The 18,289-nt window shown below is 54.1% G+C and carries 16 protein-coding genes; 11 read left to right on the top strand and 5 right to left on the bottom strand.

Annotated features, from left to right (window positions below; genetic code table 11):
• Positions 1-48 precede the first annotated feature (48 nt).
• Complete coding sequence (locus tag IM700_RS02905) at positions 49-1,062, bottom strand: AraC family transcriptional regulator (protein ID WP_239483544.1); 1,014 nt, start codon at positions 1,060-1,062, stop codon at positions 49-51.
• A gap of 143 nt (positions 1,063-1,205) precedes the next feature.
• Between IM700_RS02905 and IM700_RS02900 the strand changes: the two genes are divergently transcribed.
• The gene (locus IM700_RS02900) at positions 1,206-1,784 is read left to right on the top strand and encodes an NAD(P)H-dependent oxidoreductase (protein WP_193416722.1); all 579 of its coding nucleotides are present in this window, start codon (positions 1,206-1,208) and stop codon (positions 1,782-1,784) included.
• Positions 1,785-1,838: 54 nt separating this feature from the next.
• Here IM700_RS02900 and IM700_RS02895 read toward each other — a convergent pair whose 3' ends face one another.
• Together IM700_RS02895 and IM700_RS02890 are read right to left on the bottom strand one after the other, a co-directional pair.
• Entirely contained in the window at positions 1,839-2,513 is a 675-nt protein-coding gene (locus IM700_RS02895; protein WP_155607457.1) for a PspA/IM30 family protein, read from the bottom strand.
• Positions 2,514-2,559: 46 nt separating this feature from the next.
• A complete protein-coding gene (locus tag IM700_RS02890) occupies positions 2,560-2,784 on the bottom strand; it encodes a PspC domain-containing protein (protein WP_155607456.1) in 225 nt (74 codons plus the stop codon).
• 316 nt (positions 2,785-3,100) lie between these two features.
• Between IM700_RS02890 and IM700_RS02885 the strand changes: the two genes are divergently transcribed.
• The 10 genes from IM700_RS02885 to IM700_RS02840 all read left to right on the top strand — a co-directional run bounded on the left by IM700_RS02885 (position 3,101) and on the right by IM700_RS02840 (position 15,452).
• Positions 3,101-4,900, top strand: coding sequence for a cache domain-containing sensor histidine kinase (locus IM700_RS02885; RefSeq protein WP_193416721.1), 1,800 nt, complete (start codon positions 3,101-3,103; stop codon positions 4,898-4,900).
• Complete coding sequence (locus IM700_RS02880) at positions 4,893-6,470, top strand: response regulator transcription factor (protein WP_193416720.1); 1,578 nt, start codon at positions 4,893-4,895, stop codon at positions 6,468-6,470. The genes IM700_RS02885 and IM700_RS02880 overlap by 8 nt, the downstream gene beginning before the upstream one ends.
• 103 nt (positions 6,471-6,573) lie before the next feature.
• Positions 6,574-7,938 carry an ABC transporter substrate-binding protein gene (locus tag IM700_RS02875; protein ID WP_239483543.1) on the top strand — a complete coding sequence of 455 codons (1,365 nt, stop codon included), beginning with the start codon at positions 6,574-6,576 and terminating at the stop codon, positions 7,936-7,938.
• Between the two features lie 83 nt (positions 7,939-8,021).
• Positions 8,022-8,972 carry a carbohydrate ABC transporter permease gene (locus IM700_RS02870; protein WP_204801110.1) on the top strand — a complete coding sequence of 317 codons (951 nt, stop codon included), beginning with the start codon at positions 8,022-8,024 and terminating at the stop codon, positions 8,970-8,972.
• Positions 8,973-8,977: 5 nt separating this feature from the next.
• Positions 8,978-9,817, top strand: a complete 840-nt coding sequence (locus IM700_RS02865) for a carbohydrate ABC transporter permease (protein WP_155607452.1) — start codon at positions 8,978-8,980, stop codon at positions 9,815-9,817.
• A gap of 18 nt (positions 9,818-9,835) precedes the next feature.
• Positions 9,836-10,726, top strand: coding sequence for a family 43 glycosylhydrolase (locus IM700_RS02860; RefSeq protein ID WP_193416719.1), 891 nt, complete (start codon positions 9,836-9,838; stop codon positions 10,724-10,726).
• 1 nt (position 10,727) lies between these two features.
• The gene (locus IM700_RS02855; protein ID WP_336244873.1) at positions 10,728-12,434 is read left to right on the top strand and encodes an MGH1-like glycoside hydrolase domain-containing protein; all 1,707 of its coding nucleotides are present in this window, start codon (positions 10,728-10,730) and stop codon (positions 12,432-12,434) included.
• A 137-nt stretch (positions 12,435-12,571) separates the two neighbouring features.
• Positions 12,572-13,138 (top strand): flavodoxin family protein, encoded by a 567-nt coding sequence (locus IM700_RS02850; protein ID WP_155607451.1) that lies wholly within the window; start codon positions 12,572-12,574, stop codon positions 13,136-13,138.
• Positions 13,139-13,484: 346 nt separating this feature from the next.
• A complete protein-coding gene (locus IM700_RS02845) occupies positions 13,485-14,222 on the top strand; it encodes a glycerophosphodiester phosphodiesterase (RefSeq protein ID WP_193416718.1) in 738 nt (245 codons plus the stop codon).
• 3 nt (positions 14,223-14,225) lie between these two features.
• Positions 14,226-15,452, top strand: coding sequence for an SLC45 family MFS transporter (locus tag IM700_RS02840; RefSeq protein WP_155607449.1), 1,227 nt, complete (start codon positions 14,226-14,228; stop codon positions 15,450-15,452).
• 79 nt (positions 15,453-15,531) lie between these two features.
• On the opposite strand, the gene IM700_RS02835 is transcribed toward IM700_RS02840, so the two are convergent.
• A complete protein-coding gene (locus IM700_RS02835; protein WP_193416717.1) occupies positions 15,532-16,275 on the bottom strand; it encodes a YcnI family copper-binding membrane protein in 744 nt (247 codons plus the stop codon).
• A gap of 51 nt (positions 16,276-16,326) precedes the next feature.
• Positions 16,327-18,024, bottom strand: coding sequence for a copper resistance CopC/CopD family protein (locus IM700_RS02830; RefSeq protein WP_193416716.1), 1,698 nt, complete (start codon positions 18,022-18,024; stop codon positions 16,327-16,329).
• Positions 18,025-18,289: the final 265 nt, after the last annotated feature.

Raw genomic sequence — 18,289 nt, 5'->3', positions numbered from 1 at the left:
CCTAAAGAGCCTGGCAAGAGTTTGTTCTTGCCGGGCTCTTTTTCACGTCTAAACGGTTCTAAGTTCCTTCGCCCGGTACTGTCCCGGAGTAAACCCGGTCCATTTCTTAAAGGCATTGTGGAAGGCGCTGGGCTCGGAATAATGCAGTAAATAGGCGATATCGCTGGAGGAATATTCTTGGTGCTTCAGATAGGCTTTAGCCATCTCCATGCGTATCCTTGCCGATAACTGCTGGTAGGTGGCTCCCTCCTCACTCAGTTTCAGTTGCAGCGATCTTGGACTCATCGCAAATGCCTCTGCCGATTGTTGCAGGGTGGGAAAATAGCCGGGCAAGCAGGACAACATCCACTCGCGAAGTTGATCGGACCACGACTTTCCGCGCACCAGTGTGGTCTTGATTTCCTCCGCGATCGCTTCAAAGGATTTCAGCAGCCTCGGATCCGAATACATCATCGGGAATTGCAGCACTTCCCGATCCATCCGGAAGTAGGCCTCCTTGCCGCCAAACTTGGGTTCAATCCCAAACAACGACACATACGCACTGAGATCCTCCGGAGCGGAGTAAGTGAGCTGCAGTTCACGAAGCGGAACAGGACGCTGGCTCATCCGGAGCAGCAGATGGTAAACCGAGCTCACCATATCGTCCAAGCAATAGCGGGATATCGGAAGCGAATGCGGTCTACAAATCCGAAGAACCAAGTCGTTCCCTTGTTCCTCCCATTCGAGATTGTAACCGCTGCACAAAATGACATGGTACCTTTGATAAGCCTGGAGGGCATCCAGGATACGTTCCGAATGCATCATGACATAACCAAGAATGCCTAGATCCGCGAGGTCCGTAAGTTGCCCCTGATGTAAGCCGAAGTTCTCATCCTCCGCATACTTGGCCGCCGCAAGGTTTAACCGCTCCAGCTCGGATTCACGGATCCGCGCTTCCACATCGCTGAGCAAATGAATATCAAAATCCGCCAGTTGGCAGAGATATTCGAAACTGAGTCCCTTTCTGGCGATAGCTTTGCGAAGTGGGTATACCATCGATACCGCAAAACCAAGGGGATCCATGAATCGTTTCCCTCCTTTGCGCGAATCCGCAATTTTTTTACGCGATCGATCATTTCGCCGCTCGGATGTTCGCCTTATGCTAAAGATACCATTCTTCACAAGCCGATGACACCGAAAGTTCCAAATCGAAGGAGGACAACCAAATGAATGTCTTGGTCATTAATGGGCACCCCAATCCCGAGGGTTATTGCACCGCACTGGCAGGTGCTTATCGGGACGCCGCCGCATCTCAAGCCAGCGCAAAGGTCCGAGAAATCGATCTAAGCGGGAGTGCCTTTGATTTGAATTTAAAATACGGCTATCGTCAAAGAACCGAGCTCGAGGATGAATTGAGGGAGGCGCAGGAGTTGATTCGCTGGGCCGATCATCTGGTTTTTGTTTATCCGACGTGGTGGGGGACGATGCCGGCTGTATTGAAGGGGTTCTTCGACCGCGTCTTCTTGCCCGGGTTCGCCTACAAGCACCAACCGAACTCTTTGCTCTGGGACAAACTCCTCAAGGGGAAAACCGCGCATTTGATCGTGACGATGGACACTCCTTCCTGGTACAATCGCTGGTTCTATAAACGAGCAGGGCACCGAGTGATGAGAAACAATATTTTGGGTTATTGCGGGATCAAGACGGTGCGCATTACGGAGTTCAACAGGGTCTCATCCTCTCAGGAATCCACGCGCCTCAAATGGCTGGAGAAAGTGAAAAAGCTGGGCTCTGTGCTGGCTTAACCTAAAGAACCGCCCGATGAGATGCGATCGGGCGGTTCTCTATATATCAACGGCTCAGTTATGCCGGTTCGACAATTGCTCCTTCAGGCGTTCGAGTTCTTCGTTAACGGCGGAGGATTGCGTTCCGCCCGCATCCGCGACGCCGGACGCGTTCCCATAGCTAGCCGAGACTTCCTGCTGGGCTTCCCAGTTCAGGATTTTCTCTTCCATCCGCTCGAAACCTCGAGCCGCTGCCCCGCTTTCGATACCGCGGCTGAAGTTCGGCCGTTCTGCTTCGGCTTTGACTTGGGCTTTGCGGGCCCGGGCGGCTAACTCGTTCCGTTTTTCCTTCAAGCGGGCGAATTCCGCTTTGCCTTCTGCAAGACGAATCTCCAGCTCGGCTACGCGATCGCGGGCTTCCTGAGCTTCCTTGGCGTACTGCTGCGCTTGTTCCTCGTAACGGATTTTCTCCGCGGCAGCGTGGCGTGCCGTAACTTCATCGCCTTGCTCCAGGGCTGTCAATGCGCGGATTTCGCTTTGTTTGGCGAGATGCGCGATGTCCGTGCTTTTCCGGTCCTGGACGGTAGCCGTCATTTGCTGCTCCTTGATCATTTTCTCGGCGGCGGCAATGTCGTCCTCCAGGTTGCGTAAGTATTGGCCGGTCATCAGAACCGGGTCCTCCAGTTTGTTTAATACTTCGTGGATCGAAGCTTTCGCCAGATTGGCAATGCGATCAAATACGCTACTCATTCGAATCTCTCCTTTAAGTTCAATAATGTTTGCGATACGTTACAGATCAAAACGGGGAAAACGGATCATCGTAGCTGTAGCTGCCGATCGGTTCCTTCGGAACGACCAGGCTGGCGATCAGGTACAAGGCGACGACCGAGCCGACGCTGAAGAATACCGCAATGACGGCCACCAGCCGCACGACTGTGGAGTCAACCCCCAGCCACTGGGCCAAGCCGCCGCACAGGCCGCTTACTTGCTTATCCGTTGCCGAACGATACAGTTTTCTCATGATCAACCACTCGCTTTCATTTATTTTTACATGTCACAGGATCATTGGGGTCAAGGTTTCGATCTAACGAATTCCTATCCGTTGTTCATGTCTTCATTCTACCGGGAATGACGGCAAGGCATAACGGGCTGGGGACGGTTTGTGAACTGGACCTTGGTCGGGTTGGCTCCTCGTCTGGAAGTCGGGGCAGGAGCTTCAACACCGAGGAACTCTTGACAGGTACGATGAAAAAAAGCTTGACGTAACGCCTATGTAAGCGCTTATTGCGAGAATTGTCCGATTTGGTTATAGTGTTGTGCATAAGGGAGGGGCGCCGATGTTTTTTTCGTTGCGCAATCGGCTGATTGCCGTATTTGTCGTCTTATTGGTCATATCCTTTTGCGTCATGTTCCTGATCAGCTATAACAAATCCAGCGCCATCCTGCGTTCCGACAGCGAAACGGCGGCACTGGAAAAAATGACGGCCTACACCGCGCTTATCAACTCCACCATCGGCCAAATCTACGATTTTTCCTCGATTATCTATAACAGCGAAATCACGAACGAGTGGAGCGAATACGTCTCCGATCCGAAGCTGTCCGACGGGCAGAAAATGTTGAAGAACATTCAACTTAGCAAGTTTCTGACGCGTACGGTAAATAACTATTCCATCATCGCCACCGCCTCGATTTATCGCAAGGACGGGCTTTACGTCGGTTTAGACAATCGAATCCTGCAGGATCCTTCGTTTTTGGAGGCGGACTGGTCTACCGATTTTTATAAGTCTGAACAGCACTGGGCTCCAGCGAGCGTGGATCCCTATGAACCGGTTCGCTTGAAGCAGCATGAGGTGATTAGCTTCTTGATCCCCATCGGGACGTTTAGCATTTCGCAAGCTACTGCCGTCATGAAGGTGAACGTTCGCGCGGAATACTTCAAGGATCCGCTCAGTCAGGTCCATCTCGGGACGCATGGCACGATCTTCTTGCTCAGCGGCGAAGGCGAACCGTTGTTAGGTCAGCCGTTGTCGGATTTCGACGAGCCGGTCTTAAACAAGCTGATGGACATTCGAGGGCATGGCCCCCGGGAGGGCGTTTTCTACGCCAGACCTCAAGGCGAAGACATGATTTATGTGTACAAAAAACTGCAATTCAACGATTGGATGCTGGTTGGCGCCGTCTCGGAAAAGGAACTGTTGGCCAACCTGATCAATCTGAAATCAGGGATTCTGGTCGCGACTGGGACGTTGCTGGTGTTCGCCGTCCTTGCGGCTGTCTGGATTTCCTATAGCATCACGAAACCGCTGGGCGGCTTGGTAGCGGCAATGCGGCTCGTCCAACGCGGGGAATTCGCCCAAGCCGAGCAGCGCATCCCCGAGCGTCAGCAGGTGAACCATGAGGTCGGGTTCGTAACAGCCACGTTCCGCAATATGATCGTTAGGCTGCGGGCCCATTTGAAGAGCGAGTTCGAATTGAAGCTGCGACGGCAACAGGCGGAATATCGGGCGTTGCTGATGCAGATCAACCCGCATTTTCTGTTCAACACGCTGGAGCTGCTTAGCAGTCTGGTCATCCAGAGGCGAACGGATGATGCCGTCGACGTTATCGAGTCGCTGGGCAAAATGCTGCGTTTCTCGCTGAATGCCAAGAGCGATTTGATCCCGCTGCGCGACGAGGTGACGTATACTGAATCTTTCGCGGCTATTCTGAACCACCGGTTTGCCGAGCAGTTGGATTTGTCGATGGAGAACGCCGTACCCGATCGTCCGGTTTATATCGTGAAGTTTATTTTGCAACCGCTCGTTGAAAATGCGGTCAAATACAGCCAAGTCAAAAGCGACGTCGCCGTGGTACGCATCCGGATCTGGGAAGAGGAACAACGCTTGCTCTTGCAGGTGACCGACAATGGGGTGGGGATGGAGCCGGAACTGGTACGGCAGTTAAACGCGGAGTACCAGCATTCGCAACTGGAGCAGGTATTAAGCACCGGGGGAAGACAGATCGGTCTCCGGAACATTTTGGCACGCTGCGCACTTTATTACGGGGCCGGCTTTGCTTTTTCGATCCAATCTGCGCCGGGAGCAGGGACAACCATTACGCTGAGTTTGCCGATTGGGGAGGGGAATGCCGATGTATAACGTGTTATTGGTTGATGATGAACGGGAAATCCGCCAAGGCTTAAGGCTGAAGATCGATTGGCAGCAGCTTGGCTTGCAGATTGCCGGGGAGGCAGGGAATGGCCAAGAGGCGCTGGCGTGGCTCCAAACCCAGCCATGCGACATCATTATTACCGATATGCGGATGCCGATTATGGACGGGGTGGAGTTGCTCGAAAGCTGCTCCCGGAAATATCCCTCCATTCGTCTTATCGTGCTGACGGGATACGACGATTTTCAGTACGCGCATGCAGCAATCAAAAATCGGGCCAGTGATTTGCTGCTAAAGCCGGTGACGCGAGGCGAGCTGGCTGAAACGTTGAACCGGGTCGCCTCCGAACTGGACCAAGAACGTTCGGCACAAGAGGAACGCAAGCTGGCCGAGTGGAAGCTGTCCCGTTACCTGGAGGAAATGAAAGAGCAGTTTATCAACAGCGTGATCAAAGCTTACCCGGGCGGCAGTCATTTATGGCAGGAGCGGATTCGGTTGTTCGGCTTGAGCGAGTTCGCCGTGCAACCGGTGCGTTTTGTGGCGATCGGTTTGTCGCCGCTAGAGACCCCGGATGAATCCGGTCTTCGTCTTCCGTTTGAACTGCTGTGCCGAGAACTCGCCGGTACGTCCGACACCGGGCCCGGAATTCCGGTATTTCGGGAAGCGAAGCATCCCGATATGCTGTTTGCCATCGTGCCGGGCGATCTGGAGGTCGTGCAGCGCTTCTCGATTCAGGTGACCGACATCGTCCGCCGCTACTTAAAGCGGGAGGCTCTTGTTACCGCGGGCGAACCCACGCAGGGTCTTGAGGCCTGGCGTGAAGGTTACCTCTCCTCTGTGCTGGCCTGGTATATGGGGCAGCATGCGCAGCAAGCCGAGGGCGAGTCCATGCGTGGCCCGGCGGATCCGGCCCAGCTGGCGATGCAAGATAAGCTGAAGCTGCTGCAACGTCATTTGGCCGACGGCCGTAAAGAAGCGTTCGAGAAGCTGGTTGAAGAAGAACTCACCAAAGCCCTCGCCCTCTCGCATCCGCAGTTCGTGAAGCTGATTTTTCAATGCTGCTTGTCGATTGAATTGGCTGCGGATACCCTGGGGTTCGCATTGCGTGACAAGGATGAGATTTGGATCGATCCGGAGTGGGTATGGGGGCTCGGAACCGTACCTAAAGCCTGCCGTTTTCTTTACGGCCTGGCCGATCCGCTATTTGCTTTAAAGAAGGGCTGCGGCACCCGAGAAGAACCTTCCATCGTGGAAGCGATGAAGGAAATGATCGAGCTGAACTTCATGAATGATCTCAATTTGTCGCAAATCGCGGAGCAATATCACTATAACCTTTCTTACTTGTCCGATCTCTTTAAAACGAAAACCGGGAAATCCTTTCTCCAATATCTGACGGATGTTCGCATGAACAAAGCGGTGCAGCTGCTCGATGAGACGCCGCTCGCCTTAAGCGATATCGCGGAACTGACGGGCTTCTCCAATGCCAGTTATTTCAGCACGAAGTTCAAGAAGGTGTTTGGAATCAGTCCCTCGGAGCACCGACAATCAGACAAAAGCTAAAAAAAGTATAAGTGCAATGTCCAAAGAAATTGGATTCTTCTCCTCTTTTGTATGCGCTACCATTTAACCAGCAAGACCATTAAGCATAAGGGGGAAGGTATAGATGAAGAAGACCAAGGCAATGTTGTTGGCTAGTTTGCTTCTCGTAACCGCCATCTTGGTTTCGGCATGCGGGTCCGGTAACAACAATGCGGGCAGCGCAACGACCGGGGCCGGGAATTCAAATCAGCCGTCGGAGGCGGCGGGTAACGCCTCCAGCGAGGAACAAGTTGAGCTTCGCGTCATGTGGTGGGGGGACCAAACCCGAGCTGACATCACGACGGCCATGCTGAAGAAATTCGAAGAGAAGCACCCGAACATCAAAGTGGTTCCCGAGTTTTCTCCTTTTGACGGATATTTCGACAAGCTGAATACGCAGCTCGCTTCGGGAACAGCGCCAGACCTGTTTACGTTAGGGAGCAACATCTTGGAATATGCAACACGAAATGTGCTATTGGACATCAATTCGTACGTCGGCAATGAGGTCGATACCAGCAAGATTTCACCGCAGCTTATCAACATGAATACCTTTGACGGTAAGCTGCAAGGGATCTCGATTGGAGCGAACTCCACGGCCATCCTGGCTAACACGGCACTATTCGAGAAAGCCGGATTAACCATGCCGACGAAGGATTGGACCTGGGATGATTTTATCAAGATCAATGAACAAATCGCCGCGACAGGCAAAGGGATCTACGGGTCATACGATTATTCCGGCGAGATGGACCAGTTTGGCGTCTACCTGACTCAACGCGACAAGATGATCTACAATGAGCCCGAACAGAAACTGGGCTTCGAGGCCGCGGACGTAGCCGAGTGGTTTACCCTCTGGGAAGGCATGCGCAAGGCGGGCAGCATCGTAACGCCGGAGCTGCAGATTTCGGCTGATCCGGACGACACGAGTATGTCCCTGGTCACGAAAGGCCAAGTAGCGATGCAGTTTATTCCGACCAACCAGTTTGCCGATTTCCAGAAAATGTCCCAGGATAAGCTGACCCTGATTCCGGTTCCGATGGGGCCTAACGGAAGCATGATCTCCGTTCAATCGAGCCAGAACATCGTCGGTTATGCGAATACCAAGCATCCGAAGGAAGTGGCGATGCTGATGGACTTTTGGGTTAACGATCCGGATGCCGCTAAAATCCTCGGCAACAACCGCGGCGTGCCCGTCTCCTCGGAAATGCGGGCGGTCCTGAAGGCGGAAGCCTCCGAAACGGATAAAGTCGTTTATGATTACCTGGATATCGTAGCCGTTGATGACGTGGATTTGTTGTACAACGTTCCGGGATCAAACGAATTCAAACAGGAGTTGCTGAAAGCCAGCCAAAACGTCGCCTTCGGACGCATGGATATTGCGAAGGCCGCAGAAGAGTTTTACGCTCAGGGGCTTAAGATCTTGCAGTTGAACTTGAGCTCAACGACAAAATAACAGGTCTGTCACAAGGAGAGGGGGATCCGTTTGGTTCCCCTTTTTCTGAACCTGAGGATAGATTGATTCGGAGGTGCCTACTTATGAATTCAGTGACAGGCGTGGCGACCCAAGCAAGTGTGAAACGGAAGCAACGTCGATCCTTGAAACGGAACATGACGGGATATTTGTTTTTGCTCCCTTGGTTGATCGGATTTTTTTGCATGGCGATCGGGCCGATTCTGGCTTCGCTGTATTTGTCCTTTACGAACTATAACATGTTGAAATCCCCCAATTGGATCGGGCTTCATAACTTTACGGAGATGTTTACCGGCGATGCCACGTTTACGCATTCGTTGAAATTGACGTTCCAGTACGTGTTCCTCTCGGTCCCTTTGCGGCTGGTGTTTGCATTGGCGGTCGCGATTATCTTGAATAAAGGGTTACGGCTGCTTGGGTTGTACCGAACCGTCTATTACATCCCTTCCTTGCTCGGGGGGAGCGTGGCGATTGCCGTCGTTTGGAAAAAAATCTTCTCGGGTGACGGGTTGTTCAACCGGTTCCTCGAAATTTTTCATATTCATGCCCCCGATTGGGTGGCGAATCCGGGCTACATTATCTACTCCATCGTCGCGCTGTCGGTTTGGCAATTCGGGTCGTCCATGGTTATCTTCCTGGCCGGCCTCAAGCAAATCCCGGGCGAAATCTATGAGGCCGCAGCGGTCGACGGGGTCAGCCGGACACGTCAGTTTATGCGGATCACGCTGCCGTTGCTGTCCCCGGTAATCCTGTTTAACCTGGTCATGAACATGATCGGCTCGTTCCAGGTGTTTACCTCCGGGTACATTATCGGGGATGGGCACGGCGGGCCGATTGATTCGACGATGTTTTACTCGTTGTACTTGTACTTGAAGGGGTTCTCGTACTTTAACATGGGTTACGCTTCGGCAATGGCCTGGGTGATGCTGGTCATTATCGGCATCTTTACGGCGGTCGTATTCGCCTCCTCCAAGTATTGGGTTTATTACGGCGACGGCAAGGACGAAAGGGGCTGAGAGAGATGGTGTTGAGGCTAAGCTTAAGCAAATTGTGGAGACATGTGGTGGTGATCGTGATCGGCATGATCATGATTTACCCGGTGCTTTGGATGATAAGCAGCTCGTTCAAGCCAAACGCGGAAATCTTCTCGGACCTCGGCCTGTGGCCGGACTCCTTCACATTGTCCAATTACGTGAACGGATGGCGGGGGATTCAAGGGTATTCGTTCGGGCATTTCCTAATGAACTCATTTATCATCGCGGCACTTGCGGTGATCGGCAATGTCATTTCCTGCTCGCTCGCGGCCTTTGCCTTCGCACGCTTGAATTTTGTCGGTCAGAAATTCTGGTTCAGCATGATGTTGATGACGTTGATGCTGCCGTTTCAGGTCACGCTCATTCCGCAATATATTCTGTTCCATACGTTCGGATGGGTGAATACGTTCCTGCCGCTGGTCGTGCCGAAGTTTTTTGCGCTGGATGCGTTTTTCGTGCTGCTGATGGTGCAGTTTATTCGCGGTTTACCGTTGGAGCTGGACGAAAGCGCCAGGATCGATGGCTGCGGACCTTTGCAAATTTATCTACGAATCATCATGCCGCTTTGCGTACCGGCGGTCATAACGACGTCGATCTTCACGTTCTATTGGACATGGGACGACTTCTTCGGGCAAATGATTTACCTGAACAGTCCGAAGCTCTTTACGGTCATGATCGGATTGCGCTCGTTAATCGACTCCACCAGCACCTCGAACTGGGGTTCGCTGATGGCGATGTCGACGGTGGCGGTCGCACCGGTGATCGTGATTTTCCTGATCTTCCAACGTTATATCGTCGAGGGGATCTCCACGACGGGGCTGAAGTAAGGATAGGAGGGAACTGTTGTGAACTTAACGTTATCGGACATCCATATCCGAGATCCGTTTGTTCTGCCGGAGCCAGCGGAAGGCAAATATTATATGTACGGCACGATTGGTGAGACATGCTGGAAAGGAAAGCCGCGCGGGTTCGACGTTTACGTGAGCACGGACCTGGCGGTCTGGGAAGGCCCGTACCCGGCGTTCCGGCCGGCCCCGGACTTCTGGTCGGACTTCAACTACTGGGCACCGGAGGTGCACGAGTGGCAAGGCCGGTACTACATGTTCGCCACCTTCAAGGCGGACGGGCGATGCCGGGGCACGCAAACGCTGGTGGCGGAAGGCCCGCTTGGCCCGTTTCGGCCGCTCGGCGATGGGCCGTTAACGCCGCGCGATTGGGAATGCCTGGACGGAACGTTTTATGTCGATCGGCATGGAGAGCCCTGGATGGTGTTCTGCCATGAATGGGTTCAAGTGCAGGACGGGGAGATTTGCGCCGTGCGCTTGAGCCGTGAGCTAGATCGGGCAGTGTCCGAGCCTGTGCTGCTGTTCCGGGCCTCCGAGGCGCCATGGGCCGAGGGGATTCGCGGCGGGGCCAACTATGTCACGGATGGTCCGTTCCTTTACCGTGCCGGAACCGGCGAGCTGTTGCTGCTCTGGTCCAGCTTCAGCGACGGCGGCTATACGATCGGCTGCGCCCGGCAGGCTGAAGACGATATCGATGGATCTTGGGTGCAGGACGCTGAACCGCTGTACAAGCGAGACGGCGGACACGGCATGGTATTCCGGACATTCGCAGGGGAGCTGCGCCTGGCCATCCATACGCCGAACGATAGCCCGAATGAGCGTCCGATCTTCATTCCGGTGGAGGAGCGGGGCGGACGATTGAGCGCGTTCCCGAAAGAAGGGGGGATGTGAGGTGGGCGAGACGGGTGTACTAGAGCGGCTTCGCAAGCTGGATGTATTGTCGACTGTAAGCGAAGAAGGGCTGCGCAAAAACGCGGATCGCGCCATCCTGGAAGAGTTTGCCGCCTCGGGCGTCAAATTTGCAGCTAACGAAGGGAGTCCGCTGGAGATCGTCTATTATGCCGGCGTGCGAAAACTGCTCGACTGCATCGTGCCGTCGGTGAGCGGCGTGCCGGTGCTGCATGAAGGCGGCGTATATCTCGGTACCTGGCTGGAAAGTACCGGGACGATCAATGCCGAGCTGCTCAGCCGCTTCGTGCCGTCGGTGGCGCAAGCGAGCTTTGCTTTGTTCGCCGACTACCAAAGGTCCGATGGCCTGATGCCGTACAAAGTGACCGGAGCCGGGCCGGCATATCGGCAAATTCAAATGGTCACGCCGCTGGCCCGTTCCGTATGGAACCATTACCGGCTGAATGGGCGTTCGGACCGGGCATTCCTGGATAAGATGTACCGCGCCATGGAACGGCATGACGCCTGGTTGGCCGCGTTCCGCGATACGCGGGGGACGGGATGCGTCGAGGCGTTTTGCACGTTCGATACGGGTCATGATTTATCCCCGCGCTTCTGGCATGTGCCGGATACGCCGCATTTGGGCGACCCGCGTCGGTACGATCCGGATTCGCCGGTGCTGCCGCTCTTGGCACCGGACCTGACGGCTAATGTATATTGCCAGCGAACTTATTTGGCGGACATCGCCGCAGAGCTCGGGATGGCCTCCGGCATGGATTGGGCGACGAAAGCGGAGGAGAGCTTGTCCAGCCTGATGAAGTTTTGCTTCGATGCGGAGGACGGATTCTTCTACGACGTGGATGCGAGCGGACAGTTTGTTCGTATCCAGTCCGATGTGCTGCTGCGCGTATTGGCCTGCGAGGTAGGAGACGGGGAGTTTTTTGCTTCGTCGTTGCGCCGCTATTTATTGAACTCACGGAAGTTCTTCGCCAAATATCCGTTTACTTCGATCGCGTTGGACGACCCGCGGTTCGATCCGTCGTCGGCTTATAACACTTGGGCGGGAACGACGAACTTCCTTAGCCTGATCCGTGCTCCGCACGCGTTTGAGCACCACGGAAGGTATGTGGAGCTGACCTGGGTGCTGCAGCCGATTCTCTCGGCGATGGTCCGCACGCAGCGGTTCTCGCAATGTCTTAGCCCGTGGACGGGAGAAGAAGGCTACACGGAGTCCTACTCCCCTGCGATTCTGTGTCTGCTCGACTACGTGGAGAGACTGTGCGGCATCTTGCCAACACCGGAGGAGGAGCTGTGGTTCACCGGACTGCTGCCTTATCCGATGGATCACGGCGAAGTGCCGGCGGAGGAAACCGCTTATGCCCGGACGGTGGACGGAACAGTGTTCGAGCTAGTTAATACGCGTGAAGGCAGCACCGTTTACCGGAATGGGGAGCTCTACTGCCGCTTTCCGTACGGAACTCGGCTCGTCACGGACCGCAGCGGCGAGCCCAAGTCATTGGTTGGCCTGAGCGTTCGAACGGTAGACGGCCTGCTGGAGTTCGGCGGCCGAGCTTATCCGGTAAGTCTCGGCGGAAATGAGATAGGGTCAATGGATCGGAACGCCTCTGAATCGGGCCTCGACAGAAGTTCAGAGGGCACTTCTTCCGGCCCCACGGCAATGCCCGGCGTCGTCCTGCCCGCCCATTACTAGACAACCCCCTGCACGTTTCGCGAAAAACCGCCATAAACTTTTTTAGATTGGCATAAATGAGTCCGCCCATCGTATAACATAAGTAGGCGTAATTCGGGAAGTTTTCGCTTGAGAATGAAGAAGGGGAGTGCAGGGGAATGCGCATTGCAGTCATTCAAGGAAGTGCAAGGACCGGAGGGAATACGGAGGAGTTGACGCGACTGGCATTAGAGGGGATCCCCTTTACGAATATCGTGTTGCGAGAGAAAGAAATCAAGCCGATTCACGACCAACGTCATGAAGAAGGCGGGTTTGATCCGGTGGATGATGATTACGACGATCTCATCTTGCAGGTGCTGGAGCATGATATTCTGGTCTTCGCCACACCAGTATATTGGTACGGAGCATCGGGTCTAATGAAAAACTTCATCGATCGCTGGTCACAAAGCCTTCGTGACGTTCGCTTCAACTTCAAAGAGCGGATGGAGGCCAAAACGGCATATGCCATCGTGGTTGGCGGCGACAATCCGCGAATCAAAGCGCTGCCGCTCATTCAGCAGATGCAGTATACATTTGATTTCGTCGGCTTAACCTTTGCCGGTTACGTGATTGGAAAAGGTAGCAAGCCGGGTGAGGTGCTGAAGGATATCCGCGCGGTTCGCGACGCCGAGGCGTTAAACGCCGAGCTGCGGAAGGCTGAGCCGGTGACGGTAAATCGTTCCTGACGGGACGAAAGCAGGTGATTGGACGAGTGGGCTGTCCGAGAACGGGACGTGCGGCTGCATTGGCAGTCGCACGTTTTTTTTCGAAGTAGAGAAAAAGTTCGTTTTCGTTAGGCCAAACAGGCTAGGGTGTCTCTCTTGACGATTATCCCGTTGCATCAGGTTGTGGTCTCGATCCCCTATTCCTGAATGAAAGGGATAATCGTGCAAAGAGGCGCAAAGGGTCAAATCTCGTTGGGAGAAGGCCGGAAATCGCGGAGCTTTTTTTATATGGGCCTAACAATGCAGGATTATACTATAGGGATGGATAATATTAATTTTAAATAAAATCCCTAGGAGGATGATCCTTTTGACCGATATCATCAATTTCGCGCATCGCGGGGCGGCGGGGCATTACCCGGAGAACACGATGCTGGCATTTGCCAAAGCCCTGGAGATGGGGGCAACCGGCATCGAGACAGACGTGCAGATGACTCGCGACGGACAGCTGGTTCTGATTCATGACGAAACGCTGCAACGGACGGCAGGAACGTCGGAGTGGGTCAAAGATTTGACGTTGGCCGAAATCAAGCAACGGGAGGTAGGCTCCTGGTTTCATGGAGACTTCGCGGGTGAACGTATCCCGGCGCTGGAGGAGCTGCTGGACCTCGTGCGCGGCACGGACACGATCGTGAACATCGAGCTGAAAACCGGCGTCGTGCTCTATCCCGGCATTGAGCAGAAAGTGGTGGATGCGGTACGGCATTATGGTTTGAGCGAACGGGTCATCATTTCAAGTTTTAATCATTACTCCCTGGTTGAATGCAAAAGACTGGCTCCGGACATTCGCACTGGCATTCTGTACATGGAAGGCTTGTACGAGCCTTGGGATTATGCGAAACGGATCGGCGCGGAAGCGCTCCATGCTTACCAGTACGCGTTGACACCGGAGCTCGTGACCCTGGCTAAAGCCAACGAGGTTGTGTATCACCCGTTTACCGTAAACGATCCGAAGGTGATGTTGGCGTTGATTAACGCTGGCGTAGCCGGCATCATCACCGATTTCCCGGACCGCCTGGCGGAGTTGCTGGCGAAACAAGGGGTGTAGCGGATGAAAAAAACATGGCTGCTGGGACTTGGTTTTTTTAGTATTAGCTTGACCTGGGCGTTGTACAATGCGTTCGTTCCGCTTTTTTTGGACGACTATTTGAAGAGCGCCGCCATGATCGGGTTCATGATGACGATCGATAATTACTTCGCCATTGTATTGCAGCCATGGATCGGACACCGCAGCGATAAGACAAATACCCGGTACGGACGGCGGATGCCTTATTTGTTGATCGGCATGCCGCTGGGCGCCGTGTTTGCCACGCTGATTCCGTGGCATACCGGATTCGTGACTCTGGTATTGTTTATGGTATTAATGAATTTGTCGATGAGCTTGTTCCGGGCGCCGACGGTCGCGTTGATGCCGGACATTACGCCGGAACCGCAGCGGACCCAAGCCAACGGCGTAATCAATTTTATGGGGGGCATCGGCTCGGTGCTAGCCTTCGGAATCGGCTCCCAGCTCTATGGCATCGGATCCTATGTACCGTTTCTATTTGCTGGAGTCGTGATGGTCATCTGCTTGTTTGTGTTAAAGGCGGTCATTCGCGAACCGGCCGCGTTGGGGTTGGGGTTAGCAGGGCACGCCGCGGCGGCCCAGGAACCGAAGCCGCAAATTCGAATTAAGGACCAACTGGACAAGACGACCGTGTTGATTTTGGCGGCAATTTTCTTCTGGTTTGTGGCTTATCAGGGAGTTGAGGCTTTATTCACGTTGTACGGCACGAAACAGGTCGGCATGAGCGATGCGGAGGCCTCGTTTTCGTTGACGTTCTTCTCGTTAGCCTTCCTGCTGTTTGCCCTGCCGAGCGGCTGGCTGGGAGCGCGCTTCGGGAAGAAGATGATCATCTCGATCGGGGTTGCCGGATTGTTCGTCATTTTCGGAGCGATGATCTTCGTTGATTCCGTCCTATGGCTGCGGGTACTGCTCATTGTCGGAGGAATCTTCTGGGCTTGCATCAACATTAACTCTTACCCTTGGGTTGTTGCCACCGGGCGGGAGGAGAGCATCGGGACGCGCACAGGGATCTATTACTTCGTGTCCTCCTTGGCTGCGATTACGTCGCCGCCGCTGCTTGGCTGGCTGATTGACGTTTTCGGCTACCCGGCGTTGTTCATCAGCGCATCGGCCGGGATGCTGCTGGCACTGTGCTGCCTGCTTGTTGTTCCCCGGGAACGGCAGAAGATAGGCAGGGAACCCTACGATCAACCCCCAGTCGGCATGAGATAAATCGATATATTGCCATAAAAAAAGCAGCGGACTCTCTGATGCGACGATGTATCCGAGAGAACCGCTGCTTTTTTGAATGTTAGGTTGTCTTGCGTTTGCGTCCGGCGCGCAGTGCAGCCCACAAGGCTGCGAGTGCAACAAGCAGAGCGCATGCCGAGAGCACGAGGGCCACGGTCCCGGCAGAAGAGCTGATGCCGCTTGAGGAGACGGCACCGGGAGCTTCGACGGTAGCGGGGCTTGCCTCCACGTTGCTGGTCGTGGCATCCTCCTTGGTGCTGCCGTGATCATGCCCGGCGGCAGAATGTTCGCCCTGTTCGCTGCTCTCCGCGGCGCTTACGACCGTCAGCGAATGCGGCCGATCGTCACCCTCTGCCCCAGTCCATTCCACCACGCTGCCATCGCTGTAATACTGGAAGGCGTCCCAGGCTAGTTCCGCGTTCTCGTTTGGGTTCTGTGCGACGAACTCAAACTGCTGGAACTCCCCGGCGCTGATCCCGTTGCCTTCGGCCGTCCAGGTGACGGCAGTGACCGTTCCATCTTCCGCCTTCGTTAGATCCACGGACCACTCCGGTACCGGGCGGTATTGTTTAAAGGCAACGCCTTCCGGGATTTTGAGCGCCACTTTGACGGTGGGGATGTCTTTCTCAACAGGTACCTTGAGGCTGTAAGTTTCCCAGGCGCCTGGGGTGGACTGGCTTGGTTTAACGGTAACGTGTGCGCTGGCTGTCCCGGTGAAGATGGTGAATATCAGAATCCAAGCGATAGCGGGGGCGGCGGCATAATGCCAAACACGCTTACCGAAAAAACGAGTGGGATTGAACATGGCTAAATCTCCTTTTTATTGAAAAATGGATAGTTCGGTAATCGGTGATTCCTATGGATTTCCTACCGTCAGCTCCGTATCGTAATCGTAGCGATCCAGCGATTTCGTCAGAATATGGACATGAACGTTCCAACGGCCGCCCATTGTCATGAGCTCACGGGCTTCCGGCGGCGAATCGCCGGGGAAAATGATTTCCGTTTTGCCCATATCCATTTCTTTTGAAGTCAACTCAAGCGTCACTTGCTCTACGTCGTTGCGTAGGTTTCCATCTGGCCCGTGAACGTACACTTGAAAAAGGTTGGTTCCTACGACATTTGGAGTAACGTATATCGTCACCTTTGTCCCGTCATCCAACCGCTCCGTTAGCTTGGCAGGACCTGGGGTTGTTGCGGCCGTCGGTAAATTTGCCAGGACAGCGGCCAAAATGAGCACCACTAAACCGGTTCCGAATTCGTACCATACGCCGGCGTTTAGCGACTTTTCTGCCCGTCGTCCACGCAGGAAGGATAAACCTCCAAGCAGCAGGCAGATTAGTGTCAGAGCAATCTTCCCCAACAGGATGCGGCCATACGCCGTATGCGTAAGCGAGTATAAGGTCGGCACATGCAACAGACTGTTATAAACGCCGGTCCCCAACAGGATGGCGACCATGAAGAAGGCAAGGATCGAGAAGCGCCGGATCGCACGCCAATACAAATGATTCTCAGGCGATACGGACGGGTGATCACGGCTTGCAGCGGCGTGTTGAGTTGTCACCGGAAGCAAGTACGCTAAGGCGCCAACGCCGCCCAGCCAGATCAGTGCCGAGGCCAAATGCAGGAAGTCCGCCGTAACGGCGATCCCCTGCGCCTCGGCGGTGGCTGCATGTCCGATGAAGGCCTTGGTGAGGAGCAGGCCCAAACTCAATACCATCGCACCGCCCAGCGGAAATAGACGTGGCCGGGTCATTCGGCTGGCACGGAGAAGGAACAAAGTCCACAAGAGCCATCCTCCAAGCAGCAGAAGCTGAATTTTCCAGATCTCCCCGAAGGTCGTATACGCCAGCGTTTGACGCCAAAGAACGGGGTCGAACGCTTCCCGCCATCCTCCCCCGGCATCGCTAGCCGTTTGCTGAGGCAAACTAAGCAGGACACTGGTGGTGGAAGCGATAAAGCCAGTTAGCCATACGGTTCGGCTACGTCTTCTCAAACGTTCGGACCAGGTGTTGTTCCGGCGAGGGAGAAGCCAGGCATGAAATACGACAGCCCCAAGATACCCCGCTGTACCTCCATAGAACAGCCAGCGGACTAGTACGAGACTCCAGTCCGGGAAGGAGTTGCCACCGTCAGTAGAGGGGTGAATCGGAAGGTTGCTGTTTGAAGCCTCCTTCCCGATCTGGAACGGAATCGTTCCAGAGATGGCATGGCCGTCGCCGGAAACGACGTTCCATTTGGCCGTATACAATCCCTCTGGTAAGTCCGGCTGCATAGCGACGCTCAGTCGGGAGGGCTTGTTGGGGTCGATCCCGGCTTTCCCGTCGGCTACGTTATCCCCGTTTGGGCCTATGATGGCGATTTCGTGAAACCCTTCCTCGAGAGGTTCGTTAAAATCGATCACAAACTCAGCGGGCGAAGTGTCCAGTACCACATTGGCCGCCGGGTCCGAAGAGACGACGTAGGCATGGGCAAAAGCGGAAATCGGAGCCAGAACAAAGAGGACAGCGCAAGCAACCGCCGCCATGAAACTCCATTTGTACAGCCGAATTTTCAAACGAATCTAGCTCCTATTCGGAATAGTCTATGAATTTCATCACAACGATTAACATTTTACAATGATTAATAAGGAGTGGGTATGACTAGAATGGGCTATATCGTAAAGAAATCGCACCTCAATTGTGACCGATTTGTGAAGTGTCGAAATTAAGATTTGCATAAAAATACAGTGTCATTTGCACAATAGCACATATTTTTTAAACAAAAAGACTAACTTTGTATGTTAACTATTTAAAAAGTGATAAGGGTAAATTACAATGGGG

It is taken from the genome of Paenibacillus rhizolycopersici, from assembly GCF_014947195.2.
GTDB lineage: Bacteria > Bacillota > Bacilli > Paenibacillales > Paenibacillaceae > Fontibacillus > Fontibacillus rhizolycopersici.
This window is presented reverse-complemented; position numbering and strand designations above follow the sequence as displayed.